The organism is Sorangium sp. So ce1036 (assembly GCF_051369805.1).
Taxonomy (GTDB): Bacteria; Myxococcota_A; Polyangia; order Polyangiales; family Polyangiaceae; genus Sorangium; species Sorangium cellulosum_F.
Window position 1 is genome coordinate 1,227,342 of sequence record NZ_JBBMOX010000001.1, and the last position, 15,306, is coordinate 1,242,647.

The window sequence follows — 15,306 nt, forward strand, 5'->3', positions numbered from 1 at the left end:
GGTGCTGCACCACCCCCGCGCGCCGGGCTCGCCGCGGCGCGATCAGCCCTCGAGCTTCGCGAGCTCCTCGTCGGGGACGTCGAAATCGGCGTACACGTTCTGCACGTCGTCGTGGTCGTCGAGCGCGTCGACCAGGTTGAGGCAGACCTCGGCGTCGCGGCCCGCGACCTCCTTCTTGGTCTTGGGCACGTAGCCCGCGGCGCTCGATTTCACCGCGATCTTGGCGTCTTCCAGCGCCTTCACGACGGCGTCCATCGCCTCGACGCTGGAGAGCACCTGCCACTCCTCGCCCTGGTCGCTGTAGTCGTCGGCGCCGGCGCCCACGGCGATCTCCATGAGCTGGTCCTCGGTGGCCGCGTCCTTCGCGAGGAGGATGATCCCCTTCCTGTCGAACGCCCACTGCGCGGAGCCGCCGGAGCTGAGCTGCCCGTTGTTCTTCTCGAAGATCTTCCGGATCTCGGCGACGGTGCGGTTCCGGTTGTCGGTCATCGCCTCGCAGAGGAACAGCGTCCCGCCGGGGCCCGTCCCCTCGTAGAGGATCTCCTCGTAGTTCGCGCCCTCGATCTCGCCGGTGCCGCGCTGGATGGCGCGCTTGATGGTGTCGGCGGGCATCGCCTGGCCCTTGGCGTCGTTCACCGCCTTGCGGAGGCGCGGGTTGCCGTTCGGGTCCCCGCCGCCCATGCGCGCGGCGACGGTGATCTCCTTGATGAGCTTCGTGAAGAGCTTGCCGCGCTTCGCGTCGAGCGCGCCCTTCTTGCGCTTGATGGTGGCCCACTTGGAATGGCCGCTCATGCCTGTCTGCTCCGTGATGACGGGGCGCGCGCACGCGGCGCGCGCCCGGAGGGAAAATTCGGCGCACGCTAGCGGCGCGCCCGGGGGGAGGCAACCACGACCGGCGCCCCGGCCCGGAGTTCTCTTCCCGATCCGGAAAGCTGACCCGGGCAGGGCGCCGGGCACCTGGATTTCTATGATTTTTTACAACGTATAGCCGCTCTCACCGTGCTCGGTCGCGTCGAGGCCCTCGCGCTCGTCGCTCTCGACCACGCGGAGGCCGATCAGCTTGTCGACCAGCTTGAGGAGCGCGAAGGTGACGATCGCGGCGTACAGCCCGACGGCCACGACGCCGACGATCTGCGGGACCATCTGCGCGGCGTTGCCGGCGATCACGCCGTCGCGCCCGGCCTCGTTGAGGGCCTTCTCGGCGAAGACGCCGGTGAGGAGCGCGCCGAGGAGGCCGCCCACGCCGTGCACGCCGAACGCGTCGAGCGAGTCGTCGTAGCCGAGGCGCTCCTTCGAGATCACGGCGAAGTAGCAGACCGCGCCGGCGAGCAGGCCGATCACGGTGGCGGCCCAGGGCGAGACGAACCCGGCCGCCGGCGTGATGCCGACCAGCCCGGCCACGATGCCGGAGGCGACGCCGAGCGCGGTCGGCTTGCCGCGCTGCGCCCACTCGACGAACAGCCACGCGGCGCCGCCGGCCGCCGCGGCGACGTGGGTGTCGAGGATCGCGAGCGCGGCGAGCCCGCCTGCGCTCAGCGCGCTGCCGGCGTTGAAGCCGAACCAGCCGAACCAGAGGATGCCCGTGCCCGTCAGGGTCATCGTCAGGTTGTGCGGCACGTGCCGCTCGTGCGGGTACCCGGCGCGCTTGCCGAGCACGAGCGCGCAGATGAGGGCCGAGACGCCCGCGGCGAGGTGCACCACGGTGCCGCCCGCGAAATCGAGCGCCCCCATCTCGAAGAGCCAGCCCTTCTCCGCCCACACCCAGTGCGCGACCGGATCGTAGACGAACGTGGACCAGAGCAGGATGAACACCAGGTACGCCGGGAACCGCATGCGCTCGGCGAACGCCCCGGCGATGAGCGCGGGCGTGATCACCGCGAACATCATCTGGAACGCCGCGAACGCGAGGTGCGGCACGGTCCCTCGCTCGAGCGCCGCGAGCCCCCGCATGCCCACATGATCGAACCCGCCGATGAGCCCCCCGTGCGACGTGCCGAACGAGAGCGAGTACCCGATGGCCACCCACTGCACCGAGATCACCGCGAGCGCGGCGAACGAGTGCATGAGCGTCGCCAGCACGTTCTTGCGGCGGACCATGCCGCCGTAGAACAGGGCCAGGCCCGGCGTCATGAAAAGGACGAGGGCTGTCGATGCGAGGAGCCAGGCCGTATCGCCAGTGTCGATCTTCATGGCACGGGGGTACCGTGCCCGACGTTTCAATGAGGTTTCCGCCCCTCACCCGGACGCATTTATCGGGACATCGGGGAATTTCTGCGGCGACTACGGAATCATCCCTGATGGAACCCCCTCTGACGCCTCTCCCTCTAGACGCCTCTCCCTCTAGACGCCTCCCCCTCTAGAGGACAGCGCCCGCGGTGGAGCGGGGGGGCGGGGGGCTCACCGGAGGGGCTGGAGTGGAGGCGAGCCACGCGAGGGGCTCGCCGGAACGCAAGCCCCGGAGGTGAGCCCCCCGCCCCCCCGCTCCACCGCGGGCGCCGCCGAGGCGCCCGCGATCAGGCTTCTGGCGGCGGCGGGAGGCGGACGGTCAGGACCGGCATCTTCGCCGAGCGCACCACCCGCTGCGCCACGCTGCCGAGCAGCGCGCGCGCGACCGCTCCGCGCCCGTGGGTCCCGATCACGAGGAGGTCGGCCCCGATCTCCTCCGCGAGGCGGCAGATCTCTTCGTCGGGGACGCCGGCGCGCAGCTCCCCCGAGAGCTCGACGCCGGCCGAGGGCTGCCGGCGCGCGAGCACCTCGTCGAGGCTCCGCTGCGCCGCCTCGGCGATGCGCGCGGCGTCCTCCGCCGAGGGGATCAGCGACGAGCCCTCCGGGAAGCTGTAGACGGGCACGCTGTACACGTGCGCCACGACGATCTTCGCGGCGAGCTTGCGGGCGAGCTCGATGGCGACGTCCAGGGCGTGCTCGGACGTCGCGTCGAAGTCATGGGCGAGAAGGAGGGTCTTCATCTTGCTCCGCGGTGCTTTCGGGGTCGGGCGGCGCGCCGTCGGCGGCCTTGTCCGGCTTTCCTAGCTCCTCCTCCGGCTCCCCGGAAGGGGCATCGTCGGGCTCCGCCGCGCCCTTGGCCGGCCGCTTCTCCGCCGGCTTCACCCGCTTGAACAGCGCCATCTTCTTCCGCCGGCTGAGCTCCACGAGCTCGCCGCGCTTCACCGCCGCCTTGTGGCGCGAGAGGTCCTTGCCCTTGAGCTCTCTCTCGTCGAGCAGCACGTACTCGACCTCCGCGGCGCGAGACCCCGGGTAGAAGTAGGCGCGCATCCGGTTCGAGATGTGCGGCCCCATCTTGCTCGTCGCGCCGACGACGGCGTCGCGCGGGATCGCCTGGGCCTGCTCGCGGATCCACGCATACGTCGCCTCCTGCTCGGGCGTGAGCGACCGCGCCACGCGGGAGAAGCCGCCCCGGAACGAGGCGTTCTCGACGAGCCCGCCGAACTTCCACGAGACCAGCGCGCTCGCCACGAGCGTCGCCGCGAGCAGCGCGCGCGACAGGCGCCGGCCGTCGAGCCCGAAGTAGGCGGCGGGCCCCGAGTCCTCGACCCGCTTCAGGCCGATCGGCGTCAGCGCGAAGGCGATGGGGAAGAGGATCGACGAGTACTGAAAGTGGATCGAGAAGACCGCGTCGCGCGAGGCGCACAGGCAGAACAGCAGCCCGTAGGCGAGCATCCACCGGCCCGGCTTCGCGACGAACGGGAGGAAGCACAGCGGGAGGAAGAGCTTGAGGAGGAACAGGATCTTCGGCTCTTCCAGCATGACCTTGAGCGCGAAGACGGGGTTCGTCAGCAGCGAGATGAGGAGGCCGCCGAGCCCGTTCCGGTTCGGGATGAGCTCCGCGTAATAGTAGGCGTACGAGTACGCGTCCTTCCCCGACATGATGATGCCGGGCGACGTCATGAAGAACAGCTTCACGACGACGAAGTACGCGAGGCTCACCGCGATGGTGACCCAGCCGACGCGCGTCCGGCCCGCCCGCCGATCGAGGATGGCGAACAGCCCGATGAAGCACATCAGCAGCGACACGTCCTCGCGGCAGAGCAGGAGCGCGCCGAGCGTGACCCAGTACAGCCTGTCCCGGCCGGTCTCGTAGAAGTAGAGCAGCCAGACGACGAGCGGCGAGATCAGCGCGAGCGAGTGGAACTCGTACATGTTCGCGCCGTGCAGGGCCGGGTAGATGGCCCACACGACGGCGAGCAACAGCGCCTTGCCGCGGTGCTCGAGCTTCTCGCGCGCGAGCAGGTAGACGGGGAAGACGCCGGCGCCGAGCCACAGGGACTGGAAGACGAGGAGGAACTCCGCCCGCGGATAGATGAGGTAGAGCGGCGAGAGCAGGACGAGGATCGGATCGAAGTGCGCGGAGCCGTGATAGCCGGTCTTGAGGAACGAGCAGCCGAGCGGGTTGCCGTGGATCGACTGGTAGAAGATGTTGTCGTAGTACCCGAGATCCGGGGTCCGCGTGTGCAGCGCGTGGTGGTTCGTGATCGCGAGCCGCGAGAAGAAGAGGCTGTAGCCCGCCCACAGCGCGAGCAGGACGAGCGACGCGAGCCACGGCGCGCCCCTCGCGAGCGCGCGCGCCACGTCGACGCGCGCCGCCCCGGGCGCCTCCTCGAGCTCGGGCGAGAGCCGGCGGCGCCGGCCCCAGGCGTAGACGCCCGTGCCGACGGCCGCGGCCGCGAGGGCGGCGTAGAAGAGCGTCGACTTCGGGCTGTCTTTCTCGATGTTCGGGAGCCTGAGCGCGGCGACGAACGGCAGCGCGAGCAGGGGGACCAGCGCGCGGTTGAGGCGGCCCACCGTGTCCAGGAAGGACCACGCGCCCGACCGGCGCCGCCGGGCGAGCATCACCAGGAAGTAGACCAGCGCGACCCCGGCGATGGCGGCGCCGGCGCCGCCGGCCATCCAGCGGCGCTCCAGCTCGGTGAGCTTGTTCGCGTGGAGCTGGGCGAGGCGCCCCGGGTGGGTGAAGACCCAGCCCGCCAAGGCGAGGCTCATTCCGTAGAAAATCGGCCACGGCGCCAGCGTCACGACGGCGCGGGCGAGCCGTTCGGCGGCGCCGTCGAGCGTCGCGAGCGTCCTGCTGAGCCTGCTGCGGGGGGGTTCGGGCATGGGAGAGGCGGGTCCTCGGCTACTTGACCCTACCCCCCATTGTCAAGGAACGGGTCTTTCGTGGGATGGGCAGGGCGCGGCGCGCGGACCGCGGTAAACTGGGGGCATGTCGCAATACCGGGATCACCTCGATGCGGCTCGCGCGCGCATCGAAACCCTCGAAGCCAAGCTGAAGGAGCGGGATGCGGCGCTCGCCGCCAGGGACGCGGAGCTCGCGGAGGTCCGCGCCGAGATCGAGCGGCTGCGGGGCGGATCGGGCGACGACGGCCCGCACGACGGCCGCGGCGGGCAGCGCGCCCTGTTCGTGGCGCTCGCGGTGTGCGGCTTCGCCACGGCCACGGGCTACGCGGTGGTGCGCCCCACGCACTGCATGCAGCGCAGCATCACGTACCCGGCCACCGTCGAGGCGTCGCCGAGGGGCATCGACGGGCACGCGGGTCACGCGATGCTCCTGCCGGCGAGGCGCGGGCTCGACGCCGAGCGGGTCCGCCTCGGCAGGGTCGCGGGCGCCGCGATCGAGCGCGGCAAGCTGAACGCCCAGGCGTGCTGGCAGCTGGACGGCCCGCGCGGGGAGGGGAGCGTGACCGTGGTCTTCGCGCCGAGCGGCGACGTCGAGGTCGAGCTGGGGGACGACGCGCCGTACGCCGGGACCGAGGTCGGCGACTGCGTGGTGGACGCTTTCCGCTCCGCCGCGCCCGCGCTCCGGGCCTTCGACGGCGAGCCCCTGCGCCTCACCACGCACCTGTCTCTCTAGGCCGCGGCGCGCGAGGGCCGCGGCGCGCGAGGGCCGCGGCGCGCGAGGGCCGCGGCGCGCGAGGGCCGCGGCGCGCGAGGGCCGCGGCGCGGCGCGCTACGGGCGGGCCGGGTCGGCCGGGGCGGTGGAGGGCTCGCTCGGGGGGGGAGCGAGCTGCCAGCTCACGAAGCCGAGGGCGACGACGCCGAGGTAGATGACGGCGAAGACGAGGAGCCCGAAGGTGACGCCGTGCTCGGCGCCGAGGCCGAGCGCGGGGAACACGAGCGAGAAGAAGAGCTCCCGGACGCCGACGCCGGCGATGGAGATCGGCAGGAGGCCGAGCAGGTTGGCGATGGCCAGGAGGCAGGTGACGTCGAACAGCGAGAGCGAGAGGCCGATCGCCGTCGCGATCAGGTAGCCCTGCACGAAGTTGACGACGAACGTGGCCACGGTGAGCGGCAGCGTGAGGAGGAGCCCCCGGCCGACGTGGGCCCGCAGGGCCACGAGGAAGCGGCTCGCGGCGTCGGGCTCGGCGCCGGACGCGGGCTCCTTCGCGATCCTGCGCGACACGGCGAGCAGCGCCCGCTCGGCGAGCCCGGGGACGAGCAGGACGAGCGGCGCGAGCACCGTGAGCGCGATGCCGCCCCAGGTCAGCCACGCCAGGCGGCCGGCGATGACCTCGCTGTAGCGCGCGACGCCGACGGCGACGAACCCGGCCAGCACGTACAGATCGCACAGCCTGTCCATCACGACCGTGGCGAGCCCCTCCGCGTAGGGCACGCCGAGGTCGTGGCGCAGGTAGCGGATCCGGAGCACGTCGCCGACCCGCCCCGGGGTCAGCATGCCGACGTAGAGCGACGTCAGGTACGCGCTCCACGCGCGGCGGAGGGGGTAGCGGATCCCCCGGGCGCGGAGCAGCGCGTCCCAGCGGACCACCTTGAGGTGGATGTTGACGACGTTCAGCGCCGCCGCGAGCGCGAGCGGGCCGGCCGAGGCCGCGGCGACCGCGGCGAGCACCGCGTCCCGGTCGTCGATGCGCAGGAGCACGACGACGAGCAGGATCGGCCCGACGAGGCGGACGAGCGCGCGCGTGGCGGTGCGGCGCATGGCGTGGGGGGGCCGCGCGCGCGCTCAGCGCGGCGCGGCGGGGCAGGCGACCCGGAGGTGGGGGGGACGCCCGGGCGCCGTGGCCGCGGGCCGGGCGGGGGAGCGGCCGAGGGTCACTCGAGCTCCTCGCGGACCGGGGGGTCGTCCGCCTGGTGTCGCTGCTGCATCTGGAACGTGAGGAACTCGCCGATGAACCCCATCGAGAAGAACTGGATCCCGAGGAGGATCATCAGCACGCCGAGGAGGAGCAGCGGGCGATCGCCGATCTTGTGCCCGAGGAGCCAGAGGAAGGTCAGGTACGCGTTGATGGTCACCCCGACCGCCGCGAACACGAGGCCGATGAGGCCGAAGAGGTGCATCGGCTTCTTCGAGTAGCGGGTCAGGAACATGACGCTGAGGAGGTCGAAGAAGCCGCGCAGGATGCGCTCCAGGCCGTAGCGGGAGCTGCCGTATTTGCGGGCGTGGTGGCGCACCGGGATCTCCGCGACGCGGAAGCCCTGCCAGGCGGCGAGCGCCGGGATGAACCGGAAGAGATCGCCGTAGATGGGGATGGTGCGCAGCACCTCGCGGCGATACGCCTTGAAGCCGCAGTTCATGTCGTGGAGCTTCACGCCCGTGACCGCGCGGACCGTGCCGTTGAAGATGCGGGACAGGACGAGGCGGTTCTTCGGGTCGAGGCGGTTGACCTTCCACCCGACCACGACGTCGAGGCCTTCGGTGATCTTGGCGATGAAGCTCGGCAGATCGGCCGGGTCGTCCTGGAGATCGGCGTCCATGGTGACGACCACGTCGCCCTTCGCCTTGCGGAACCCGGCGGTCAGCGCGGTCGCCTTGCCGAAGTTCTTCCGCAGCCGGATGCCCTTCACGAGCGGGTTCTCCGCGCGGATCCTGGAGATGACGGCCCAGGTGTCGTCCGTGCTGCCGTCGTCCACGAAGATGAGCTCGTAGTTGAAGCGCCCCCGGAGCGCCTGGTCCACGCGCTGCGCGAGCTCGGCCAGGCTCTCCGCCTCGTTCAACCCCGGGACGACCACGGAGACGTACGGCTCCGCCGCCGGGGCCGGCGCGATGGGGGGCGCCCCGAGGCCGGGGAGCGGCTCGACGGCAGAGAGCCCGAACGTGACCCGGTCTTCCGGGGCGCCTTGTGGGGCAGGTGTGGGAGGGTGGTCCACAATCACGGCGGCGAAGGATAGCAGATCGTGGTGGGACGGGCGGTTCCGTCTGAACCGAGAAAGTCGCTGTGAGCGCGACGACAAGCAGGGCAGGGCGTGCTGTCGGTCACCGACAGGGGTTCGGGGCAGGGCTGCGGAGAGCCGGCAGGGGTTCGGAGAAGGGCTGCGGAGAGCCGGCAGGGGTTCAGGGAAGGGTTGCGGAGAGCCGGCAGGGGTTCGGAGAAGGGCTGCGGAGAGCCGGCAGGGGTTCAGGGAAGGGTTGCGGAGAGCCGGCAGGGGTTCGGAGAAGGGCTGCGGAGAGCCGGCAGGGGTTCGGAGAAGGGCTGCGGAGAGCCGGCAGGGGCGGGGGGAGGGCTCGCTGGTGCCGGCGGGGACCGGAGCAGGCTCGACCTCCCGGCGCGCGGACGGTGCGCCATGTACGTGGCTTGTCCGGGTCGGGTGACCGGTTCGGGCGGCGACCGGCGCGAGTATGACGAGGTCGATGCCGTGTGCGAGACTCTTCGCATGGGCGGCAGCACGAAGACGCTGAAGCATTTCCTGCGGGGCTTCGAGGAGGAGATCCACTTCGGTGCCGTGATGGTGGACACGCTCGAGAGGGATGGTTTCGAGCTGACGCATGTTCGCCGGGCTGCGCCGCGCAGCTGGCTCCTTCGCGCGAAGCCGCCGCAGCACATCCAGGAGGGCTTCGGCCTGGCCCCCGAGCTGCTGTTCATCGCCGCCCAGGGCGAGGTCCAGTCGCGGGATCTCCAGCGCGCCGCCGACGAGGTCGTGCGCTCGGATCTGCGCCTCGACGGCAACCTGGTCATCGTCACAGACGATGGTCACACCCACGACGACGGTCGGCCGCTCAAAGATCGCCTCGATCGGATGCCCGGTCGGGATCAGCGCGTGGCTTGGGTATGCGGCGAGGATCGGAGCTGGCCGCCGCTCTCCGAGGTGCTCCGCCTGCAGCTCCCCACGTACGACGTGTTCGAGGAGCGTGATCCGGTTCGAGGATACCAGCTCATGGGCCGTGATGCGGAGGTCATGGAGCTCCGCACGCGGGTCACCCGCGGCGACGCCGTCGGCGTGTTCGGATTGCGCAAATGCGGCAAGACGTCGCTGGTCCGGGCGGTCACCGACTGGCTCGACCCGGCGAGCGGGATCAAGACGCCAGGCGCGGAGAACATGGCGTCCCAGGCGTGCGTGATCTGGCTCGACGCGCAGGGGCTGGATGGGGCGGATGTTGACGATGTCGCCGACGAGTTGCTCGCCGCGCTGCGCCGCAGGATGCGCGCGGCCGGCCGCGCTGATGTTCCGCCGGCACAGCAGGGCATCGCCGGCCTGAAGTCAGCGTCCCAGGCGATCGTGGACGAGGGAATGCGCCTGTGCTTCGTGATCGACGAGTACGACTTCCTCTTCGAGCGCGAGGGCAGCCTTGGCCCGGTGCCAGGCATCTCGCGGCTCCTCGGGCTCGTGCGCGCCCTGTCCCAGCAACATCAGGGGGCCGTCTCGCTCGTGCTGATCGGCCGCGACCCCGAGCACCTGTCGGTTCCGCATCTGGATGGGGTGCCCAACCCCCTGCTCGCGGGGCTCACGCCGATGTGGCTCGGACCGATCCGTCCGCCGCATGACACGGAGATGCTCCGGAAGCTAGGGCGCCGCGTGGGGCTCGCCGTGGGGCCCGAGACGGCGACGCTCGCCCGCGCGTGGACCGGTGGGCATCCGCTGCTGCACCGCCAGTTCGGCTCGGCCCTCCGCGAAGAGGTCCGGCTGCATGCGCCGGGGGTCCTGCTGAAGGAACCGACGGATCCTCATCGCGAGAGGGCTGTCGAGCGCTTCCTGGGCCGTCAAGCCGTGCTGGACGTGGACCGCGAGATCATCGCGCTGCTCTCGAAGAGGTACTCGGCGGCCTACGCGTTGCTCCTCGATCTCATCGAGAGTCATGATCCTGCAGCGGCCGTGAAGCGGTCAGGCGGATCGCAGAGCTCCGGCATGCGGGTGCTGCGGAATTTCGGCTTGCTCGACGAGGCCACGCTGGCGCTGCCGAAGCACCTATCGTGGTACGTGCGGACCTTGCTCCCCACACAGGCGCGGGTGGCGGTGTGACGAGGCGGCCCAACCCTTACGGCTGGCAGCACCACACCCCAGGTCACCCGGTGCCCCGACGCGCGCTGGTGGAATCGATCGTGGAGGATCTTCGTAAGGGCATTGCCGTCAAGGTCATCGGCGGCCGCGGCAGCGGAAAGAGCGTCTTGCTCCGCCAGATCCGGGGCGAGCTTCAGGACGCGCCGGGGACGCGGGTCGTGCTCGTGCCGGATCCTCCCGAGGAACCAACCGTCGCCGGAGCGGTGCACGATCTCGCGGCGAGGCTCGGCATCCGCGATCTCTCACCGCCGCGGATGGATGACCTTCTCGAGCGCGTGCTCCAGGGCGACGTGACGCGGCTGGTGGTTCTCTTCGACGAGGCTGACCAGTACGTCACGGCTGGAGCCGGAGAGCGGGGGGCGTTCGCGCGGAGCTGGTTCAACAAGCTGGAGACCACGCGGAAGGAACACGGCGCACACTTCGATCTCGTCTTCGCGGGCGGGATTGGTCTCCACTATCTCTCGACCGAGCTCGGATCCGGGCTCGTCAGCCGCGCCGAGTCGTACGTGCTCGATCCCTTCGGACCGGCGGAGATCACGGAGCTCGCCAGGCCCTTTCAGGACGACGGGCGTCCCCTGAGCGATGTCCACCTGGAGACGCTTCGCCTGCTCTCCGGGGGCAGCCCGGTTCTCGTGACCTACGGCCTGGAGCACCTCTGGGGTACAAGCAGCGCCTCCGTGCTGGAGCTGGAGACTATTTTCGGCGTGTTCCGCGAGAAATACGACGGCTTCATTCGATCGGTGCACGCCTCCGTCTCGCACTACGGGCGGCTCGATGCTCCGTTCCGGGTGCTGAAGGTCGTTCGCGAGCACGCCGGCTCGGTTCCGATGCAACGGCTGCGTGATGCGTGCGCCTTGCAGGCAGGTGAGCACATCGCCATGGACCCGGAGGAGGCGCTGAAGCTGCTGCGCGCGGCCGGTCTGGTGAGGGTCGAAGGCTCGATGCTCGCCGATCCTGTGATCGCATGGCCCATCGCTTCGATCCTGAACCTGCCGGAGATCCCGGCGGGTTCAGGTGACCCCATCGAGCGTCTGGTCCAGGATGTCTGCGCGGTGCTGGCGAACTTGCGCCGCTTTGGACGCGACTTCCACGGCGAAGGCGGGCTGCTGCAGGAGCAGGTATTCAGCTCGCTCATCGCGGTGGGGCTGCGTCTTCTGGGATGGATCGAGACAGAGCGGGAGGCCATCCAGGTTGCGGGCTTCACCGACATCAAGGTGCGCCTGACCCGGCCGGGCCTCGACGGCCATGCGCTGATCGAGACCAAGATCTGGCGCGACGCTGCCCACAACGCGGGGATCCAGAAGCAGATCGACGACTATCGCCTCTCGGAGACCCGCCACGGGATCGCCGTGATGCTGGGCGCCCGTGACGCGGCGGGCTGGCCGGAAGCCTACGAGCGGACGTGCCTCGCGGGCCGCAGCTTCGAGCACCTTCCGACGCCGCCGGATCTCATAGGTCGTTGGCGGGTCCCGCAGACCGACCCGGATGGCAAGGCGTGGCTCACCGACCACCTGGTGGTGCAGCTCCCGAAGCGCAAGTGATCCGGGGACGAGAGCGCGCCGGGACGCCCGCACGCGCTCAATCGGTCTCGCTCTCCGACGCCTCGGCCTCGCTCTCCGGCGCCTCGGCCTCCGCGGCGTCCTCCTCGCCGGTGTTCTCCTCCGGCGCGGGGGAGGCCGCGGCGCGCTGCGGGTTGCGCTCGAGCAGGGCGAGGAACGGAGCGTGGAGCGCCTCGAGGAGCTCGCGGTGCTTGCCGCTCGGCGTGTGCTGGATGAGCCAGCCGATGTCGTCGTGGATGGCGTTGAACGCCTGCGTGCACGCGACCACCGCCTCCCGGATGCGCTTCGACCGCGCGACCGCGCGCTTCTGGCCGGAGCTGCGGCCGAGCCCCTTGGCGAGCGCGTCGGTCGCCTCCTCGACGCGCTTCAGGTACGGCCCGGCGCCGACCTTCTTCACGTCGGCGGCGAGCGGCGCCTTGCCCGCGACCGCGACCTGGTGCCAGCCGTAGTCGACCTCGGCGTCGTACGTGTAGCGGGTCTGCTCGGTGCCGGCCCCCGCGAGCAGGGCGCCGCGGAGCCGCACCGCCGCGTCGCGCTGCGCCGGGTCCTTGCTCTCGGCCGCCGAGGCCAGGAACAGGTGCAGGGCCCGCTGGGAAGCGTCCCACTCCGTGTCGAGCTCGGCGAGCGCCGCGGCCGAGGCGACGCCGAGCGCCTCGTCGAGCGCCCTGATGCTCCAGAGCGCGCGCACCTTCCAGATCACCGGCTTCGGCGCTTCGAGCAGGAGCGCCGTCGGGACGCGGTTCGGGACATCGTACCTGGCAATCGAGACGCTCTTCCACGCGCCTTGATCGAGATCCCGCGCGAACGCGCTGAACGCCTTGTCCGTGACGAAGCTGTATCCATAGGCCGCCATCGATCCCTCCTCCATTCCTCCCCCATGAAACCGGGCATTCTAACGAGGCGGGCGCGCTCCCTCGCAAGCCCGTTCTTCCCGCGGGCTCGGTCGAATTCGTGCTCGGCCCCTGTCGATCGGGTGAGCACGCCGCCGCGGCCGTCACGACGTGGAGCCCGCCGGCGGCACCTCCGGAGCCGCCCGCCAGCGCCTCGCGCTGCAGCGGTCGGCCTGCTCGGACGGGCAGCGGGCGGCGCGCCTCGCGCGCCTCGCGCCGGCGTCGTCGCTACCGGGAGGGCGCGAGCCGCGCCCTCTGCCAGGCCACCTGCGCCGCGAGCCCCTCGCGCAGCGGCACCTGGGGCTCCACCCCGAGCGCCGCCCGCGCCGCCGCCGTGTCCGCCCACGTGTGCCGGACGTCGCCGGCCTGCGGCTCCCCGCGCTCCACCCGCGCGGGCCCCACGAGCTCTCCGAGCAGCCCGAGCGCCTCGTTCAGGCTCACCCGCGAGCCGCCGCCGATGTTGAACACGCCGACCGCGCCGCGCTCCATGGCCGCGACGTTGGCCTGCACCGCGTCCCCCACGTACGTGAAATCGCGCGTCTGCTCGCCGTCGCCGTGCACGCGGATCGTCTCGCCCCTCAGGATGGCCGCGATGAACCGGTGAAAGGCCATGTCCGGGCGCTGCCTCGGCCCGTACACCGTGAAGTACCGGAGCGACACCGTGGGCAGGCCGAAGTTGCGCCGGTAGAGCTCGCAGAGGTGCTCGGCGGCGAGCTTGGTCACGCCGTACGGCGAGTACGGCGCGGTCCGGCTCGACTCGCGCATCGGGACCTCCTCGGCGTCGCCGTACACCGAGGACGACGAGGCGTAGACGAGCTTGCGCACCGCGCCGTGCGTCCTCGCCGCCTCGAGCAGCCGCTGCGTCGCGAGCACGTTGTCGCGCGCGTAGGCCTCGAAGCTCTCCCCCCAGCTCGGGCGCACGCCGGCCTGCGCCGCCTGGTGGAAGACCACCTCGCGGCCCGCGAGCAGCGGGCGGAGATCGGCGGTCGCGAGGTCGGCCGTCGAGAGCGAGAAGCGCGGCTCGCCCCGCAGGCGGGCCAGGTTCCCCTCCTTGATCTCGCGGGCGTAGCAGTCGGCAAAGCGGTCCACCCCGAGCACCTCATGCCCGAGATCGATCAACCGCTCCGCGAGGTGGGAGCCGATGAACCCGGCCACCCCAGTCACCAGACAACGCATCCGACTCCCGTCCCGGTCCCGCCCGTGAACACCTCTCGCCCGGGCCCTGCCGCGCTGCGGCGCGGCGCGGCGATGCTAGCACCTCGGACCGCCCACCCCGCGCGCGCCCGTCGTCCCCTCGTCCCGAGGCCGGGGTGCGAGGCCAGGGGGCGAGGCCGGGGGGGCGGCGCGAGGCCGTGGATCGGTGCGCGGCTGTGGGGCGACCTCATCTCTTGCAAATTTACGCACCTTTCCGATGTGTATTTCCGAATCTGGTTGCGCCGACCCGGCCGGCAGGCGACCCTGAGGCGTGTTTCTGCGCCACGGATTTCCGCGCGCGACGCGCCCGGCGCAGGCAGAAGGCTAGCAGTCGCTTATGGGGATCATCGTCCAGCAGCTCACGAAGCGGTTCGGCCCGAACAAGGTCGTCGATGACGTCTCGTTCGAGATAGAGCGCGGCGCCCTGGTCGCGCTGCTGGGGCCGAGCGGGGGCGGCAAGAGCACCGTCCTCCGGATCATCGCCGGGCTCGAGAGCCCCGACTCCGGCGAGGTGATCCTGAACGGCAAGAACGCGACCCACACCCGGGTGCAGGACCGGAACATCGGCTTCGTGTTCCAGAGCTACGCCCTGTTCCGGCACATGACCGTCCGCGAGAACATCGCCTTCGGGCTCACGATCCGGAAGCGGCCCAGGAAGGAGATCGACGCCACCGTCGACGAGCTGCTCGGGCTCGTGCAGCTCCACGGGCTCGGGGACAGGTTCGCGCACGAGCTGTCCGGCGGCCAGCGGCAGCGCGTCGCGCTGGCGCGCGCGCTCGCGCCAGGCTCGTCGCTGCTCCTGCTCGACGAGCCGTTCGGGGCGCTCGACGCCAAGGTGCGCCTCGAGCTGCGCGAGTGGATCCGCAGGCTGCACAAGGAGCGGGGGATCACCAGCGTCTTCGTGACCCACGACCAGGAAGAGGCGATGGACCTCGCCGACCGGGTCATCGTGCTGCACAAGGGGCGGGTCGAGCAGATCGGCTCGCCCGAGGAGATCTACGATCGGCCGGCGACCGAGTTCGTCGCGAGCTTCGTCGGGTCGATCAACGTGCTCAAGGGGGAGGTGCGCGACGGCCAGGCGGCGCTCGGGGCGCTCGCGGTCCACGCGCCCCCCGGGACGGGCGACGGCGCGAGCGTCCGCGCCTTCGTGCGGCCGCACGACGTCGAGCTCCACACCCGGGTCGACTCGTCGAGCTCCCCGGGCACCGACGACGCCAGCGTGGCGCGCGTCGAGCGGCTGTCACGGGTCGGGTGGATGGTCAAGGCGGAGCTCCGCCTGTCCGACGGCCAGCCGCTCTCCGTCGAGATGACCAAGGACCGGGTGGCCGAGCTCGGGCTCTCCGAGGGGGACCGGGTGCTCGTAAATCTCCGTGACGCCAAGATCTTCGTGCAAGACTACGCCATCTAGCCACCGG

At 71.2% G+C, this 15,306-nt stretch carries 12 protein-coding genes; 4 read left to right on the plus strand and 8 right to left on the minus strand.

From position 1 onward, the window contains the following. Positions 1-42: 42 nt before the first annotated feature. The 4 genes from WMF31_RS04450 to WMF31_RS04465 form a co-directional block, all read right to left on the minus strand. Positions 43-792, minus strand: coding sequence for a YebC/PmpR family DNA-binding transcriptional regulator (locus tag WMF31_RS04450; RefSeq protein WP_129353395.1), 750 nt, complete (start codon positions 790-792; stop codon positions 43-45). Between the two features lie 183 nt (positions 793-975). After that, positions 976-2,190 (minus strand): ammonium transporter, encoded by a 1,215-nt coding sequence (locus tag WMF31_RS04455; protein ID WP_436600737.1) that lies wholly within the window; start codon positions 2,188-2,190, stop codon positions 976-978. A 323-nt stretch (positions 2,191-2,513) separates the two neighbouring features. Next, on the minus strand, positions 2,514-2,966 hold the full coding sequence (locus WMF31_RS04460) for a universal stress protein (protein ID WP_436600738.1): 453 nt from the start codon (positions 2,964-2,966) through the stop codon (positions 2,514-2,516). Further along, complete coding sequence (locus WMF31_RS04465) at positions 2,941-5,112, minus strand: DUF2079 domain-containing protein (RefSeq protein ID WP_436600739.1); 2,172 nt, start codon at positions 5,110-5,112, stop codon at positions 2,941-2,943. The genes WMF31_RS04460 and WMF31_RS04465 overlap by 26 nt, the downstream gene beginning before the upstream one ends. A 106-nt stretch (positions 5,113-5,218) precedes the next feature. On the opposite strand from WMF31_RS04465, the gene WMF31_RS04470 reads away from it, so the two are divergent. Then, entirely contained in the window at positions 5,219-5,866 is a 648-nt protein-coding gene (locus tag WMF31_RS04470; protein ID WP_436600740.1) for a hypothetical protein, read from the plus strand. Between the two features lie 96 nt (positions 5,867-5,962). On the opposite strand, the gene WMF31_RS04475 is transcribed toward WMF31_RS04470, so the two are convergent. Together WMF31_RS04475 and WMF31_RS04480 are read right to left on the minus strand one after the other, a co-directional pair. Next, the gene (locus tag WMF31_RS04475) at positions 5,963-6,952 is read right to left on the minus strand and encodes a lysylphosphatidylglycerol synthase transmembrane domain-containing protein (protein ID WP_436600741.1); all 990 of its coding nucleotides are present in this window, start codon (positions 6,950-6,952) and stop codon (positions 5,963-5,965) included. Between the two features lie 113 nt (positions 6,953-7,065). After that, the gene (locus WMF31_RS04480; RefSeq protein ID WP_436600742.1) at positions 7,066-8,127 is read right to left on the minus strand and encodes a glycosyltransferase family 2 protein; all 1,062 of its coding nucleotides are present in this window, start codon (positions 8,125-8,127) and stop codon (positions 7,066-7,068) included. Positions 8,128-8,625: 498 nt separating this feature from the next. Here WMF31_RS04480 and WMF31_RS04485 point away from each other — a divergent pair, with 498 nt between their 5' ends. After that, on the plus strand, positions 8,626-10,209 hold the full coding sequence (locus tag WMF31_RS04485) for an AAA family ATPase (RefSeq protein ID WP_436600743.1): 1,584 nt from the start codon (positions 8,626-8,628) through the stop codon (positions 10,207-10,209). Positions 10,210-10,277: 68 nt separating this feature from the next. Continuing rightward, entirely contained in the window at positions 10,278-11,789 is a 1,512-nt protein-coding gene (locus WMF31_RS04490) for an ATP-binding protein (RefSeq protein WP_436600744.1), read from the plus strand. A 37-nt stretch (positions 11,790-11,826) separates the two neighbouring features. Here the strand turns inward: WMF31_RS04490 and WMF31_RS04495 are convergent, their stop codons facing one another. Both WMF31_RS04495 and WMF31_RS04500 read right to left on the minus strand, forming a co-directional pair. Next, entirely contained in the window at positions 11,827-12,660 is an 834-nt protein-coding gene (locus WMF31_RS04495; RefSeq protein ID WP_436600745.1) for a hypothetical protein, read from the minus strand. 265 nt (positions 12,661-12,925) lie between these two features. Then, positions 12,926-13,873, minus strand: coding sequence for an NAD-dependent epimerase/dehydratase family protein (locus WMF31_RS04500; protein WP_129353361.1), 948 nt, complete (start codon positions 13,871-13,873; stop codon positions 12,926-12,928). Positions 13,874-14,228: 355 nt separating this feature from the next. On the opposite strand from WMF31_RS04500, the gene WMF31_RS04505 reads away from it, so the two are divergent. After that, a complete protein-coding gene (locus tag WMF31_RS04505) occupies positions 14,229-15,299 on the plus strand; it encodes a sulfate/molybdate ABC transporter ATP-binding protein (RefSeq protein ID WP_436600746.1) in 1,071 nt (356 codons plus the stop codon). The last annotated feature ends 7 nt before the right edge of the window (positions 15,300-15,306 follow it).

Coding starts and splice junctions, on each gene's coding strand:
- WMF31_RS04465 (WP_436600739.1), bottom strand. CDS start 5,112: ATGCCCGAACCCCCCCGCAGCAGGCTCAGCAGGACGCTCGCGACGCTC.
- WMF31_RS04455 (WP_436600737.1), bottom strand. CDS start 2,190: ATGAAGATCGACACTGGCGATACGGCCTGGCTCCTCGCATCGACAGCC.
- WMF31_RS04485 (WP_436600743.1), top strand. CDS start 8,626: ATGGGCGGCAGCACGAAGACGCTGAAGCATTTCCTGCGGGGCTTCGAG.
- WMF31_RS04450 (WP_129353395.1), bottom strand. CDS start 792: ATGAGCGGCCATTCCAAGTGGGCCACCATCAAGCGCAAGAAGGGCGCG.
- WMF31_RS04500 (WP_129353361.1), bottom strand. CDS start 13,873: ATGCGTTGTCTGGTGACTGGGGTGGCCGGGTTCATCGGCTCCCACCTC.
- WMF31_RS04460 (WP_436600738.1), bottom strand. CDS start 2,966: ATGAAGACCCTCCTTCTCGCCCATGACTTCGACGCGACGTCCGAGCAC.
- WMF31_RS04470 (WP_436600740.1), top strand. CDS start 5,219: ATGTCGCAATACCGGGATCACCTCGATGCGGCTCGCGCGCGCATCGAA.
- WMF31_RS04505 (WP_436600746.1), top strand. CDS start 14,229: ATGGGGATCATCGTCCAGCAGCTCACGAAGCGGTTCGGCCCGAACAAG.
- WMF31_RS04495 (WP_436600745.1), bottom strand. CDS start 12,660: ATGGCGGCCTATGGATACAGCTTCGTCACGGACAAGGCGTTCAGCGCG.
- WMF31_RS04475 (WP_436600741.1), bottom strand. CDS start 6,952: ATGCGCCGCACCGCCACGCGCGCGCTCGTCCGCCTCGTCGGGCCGATC.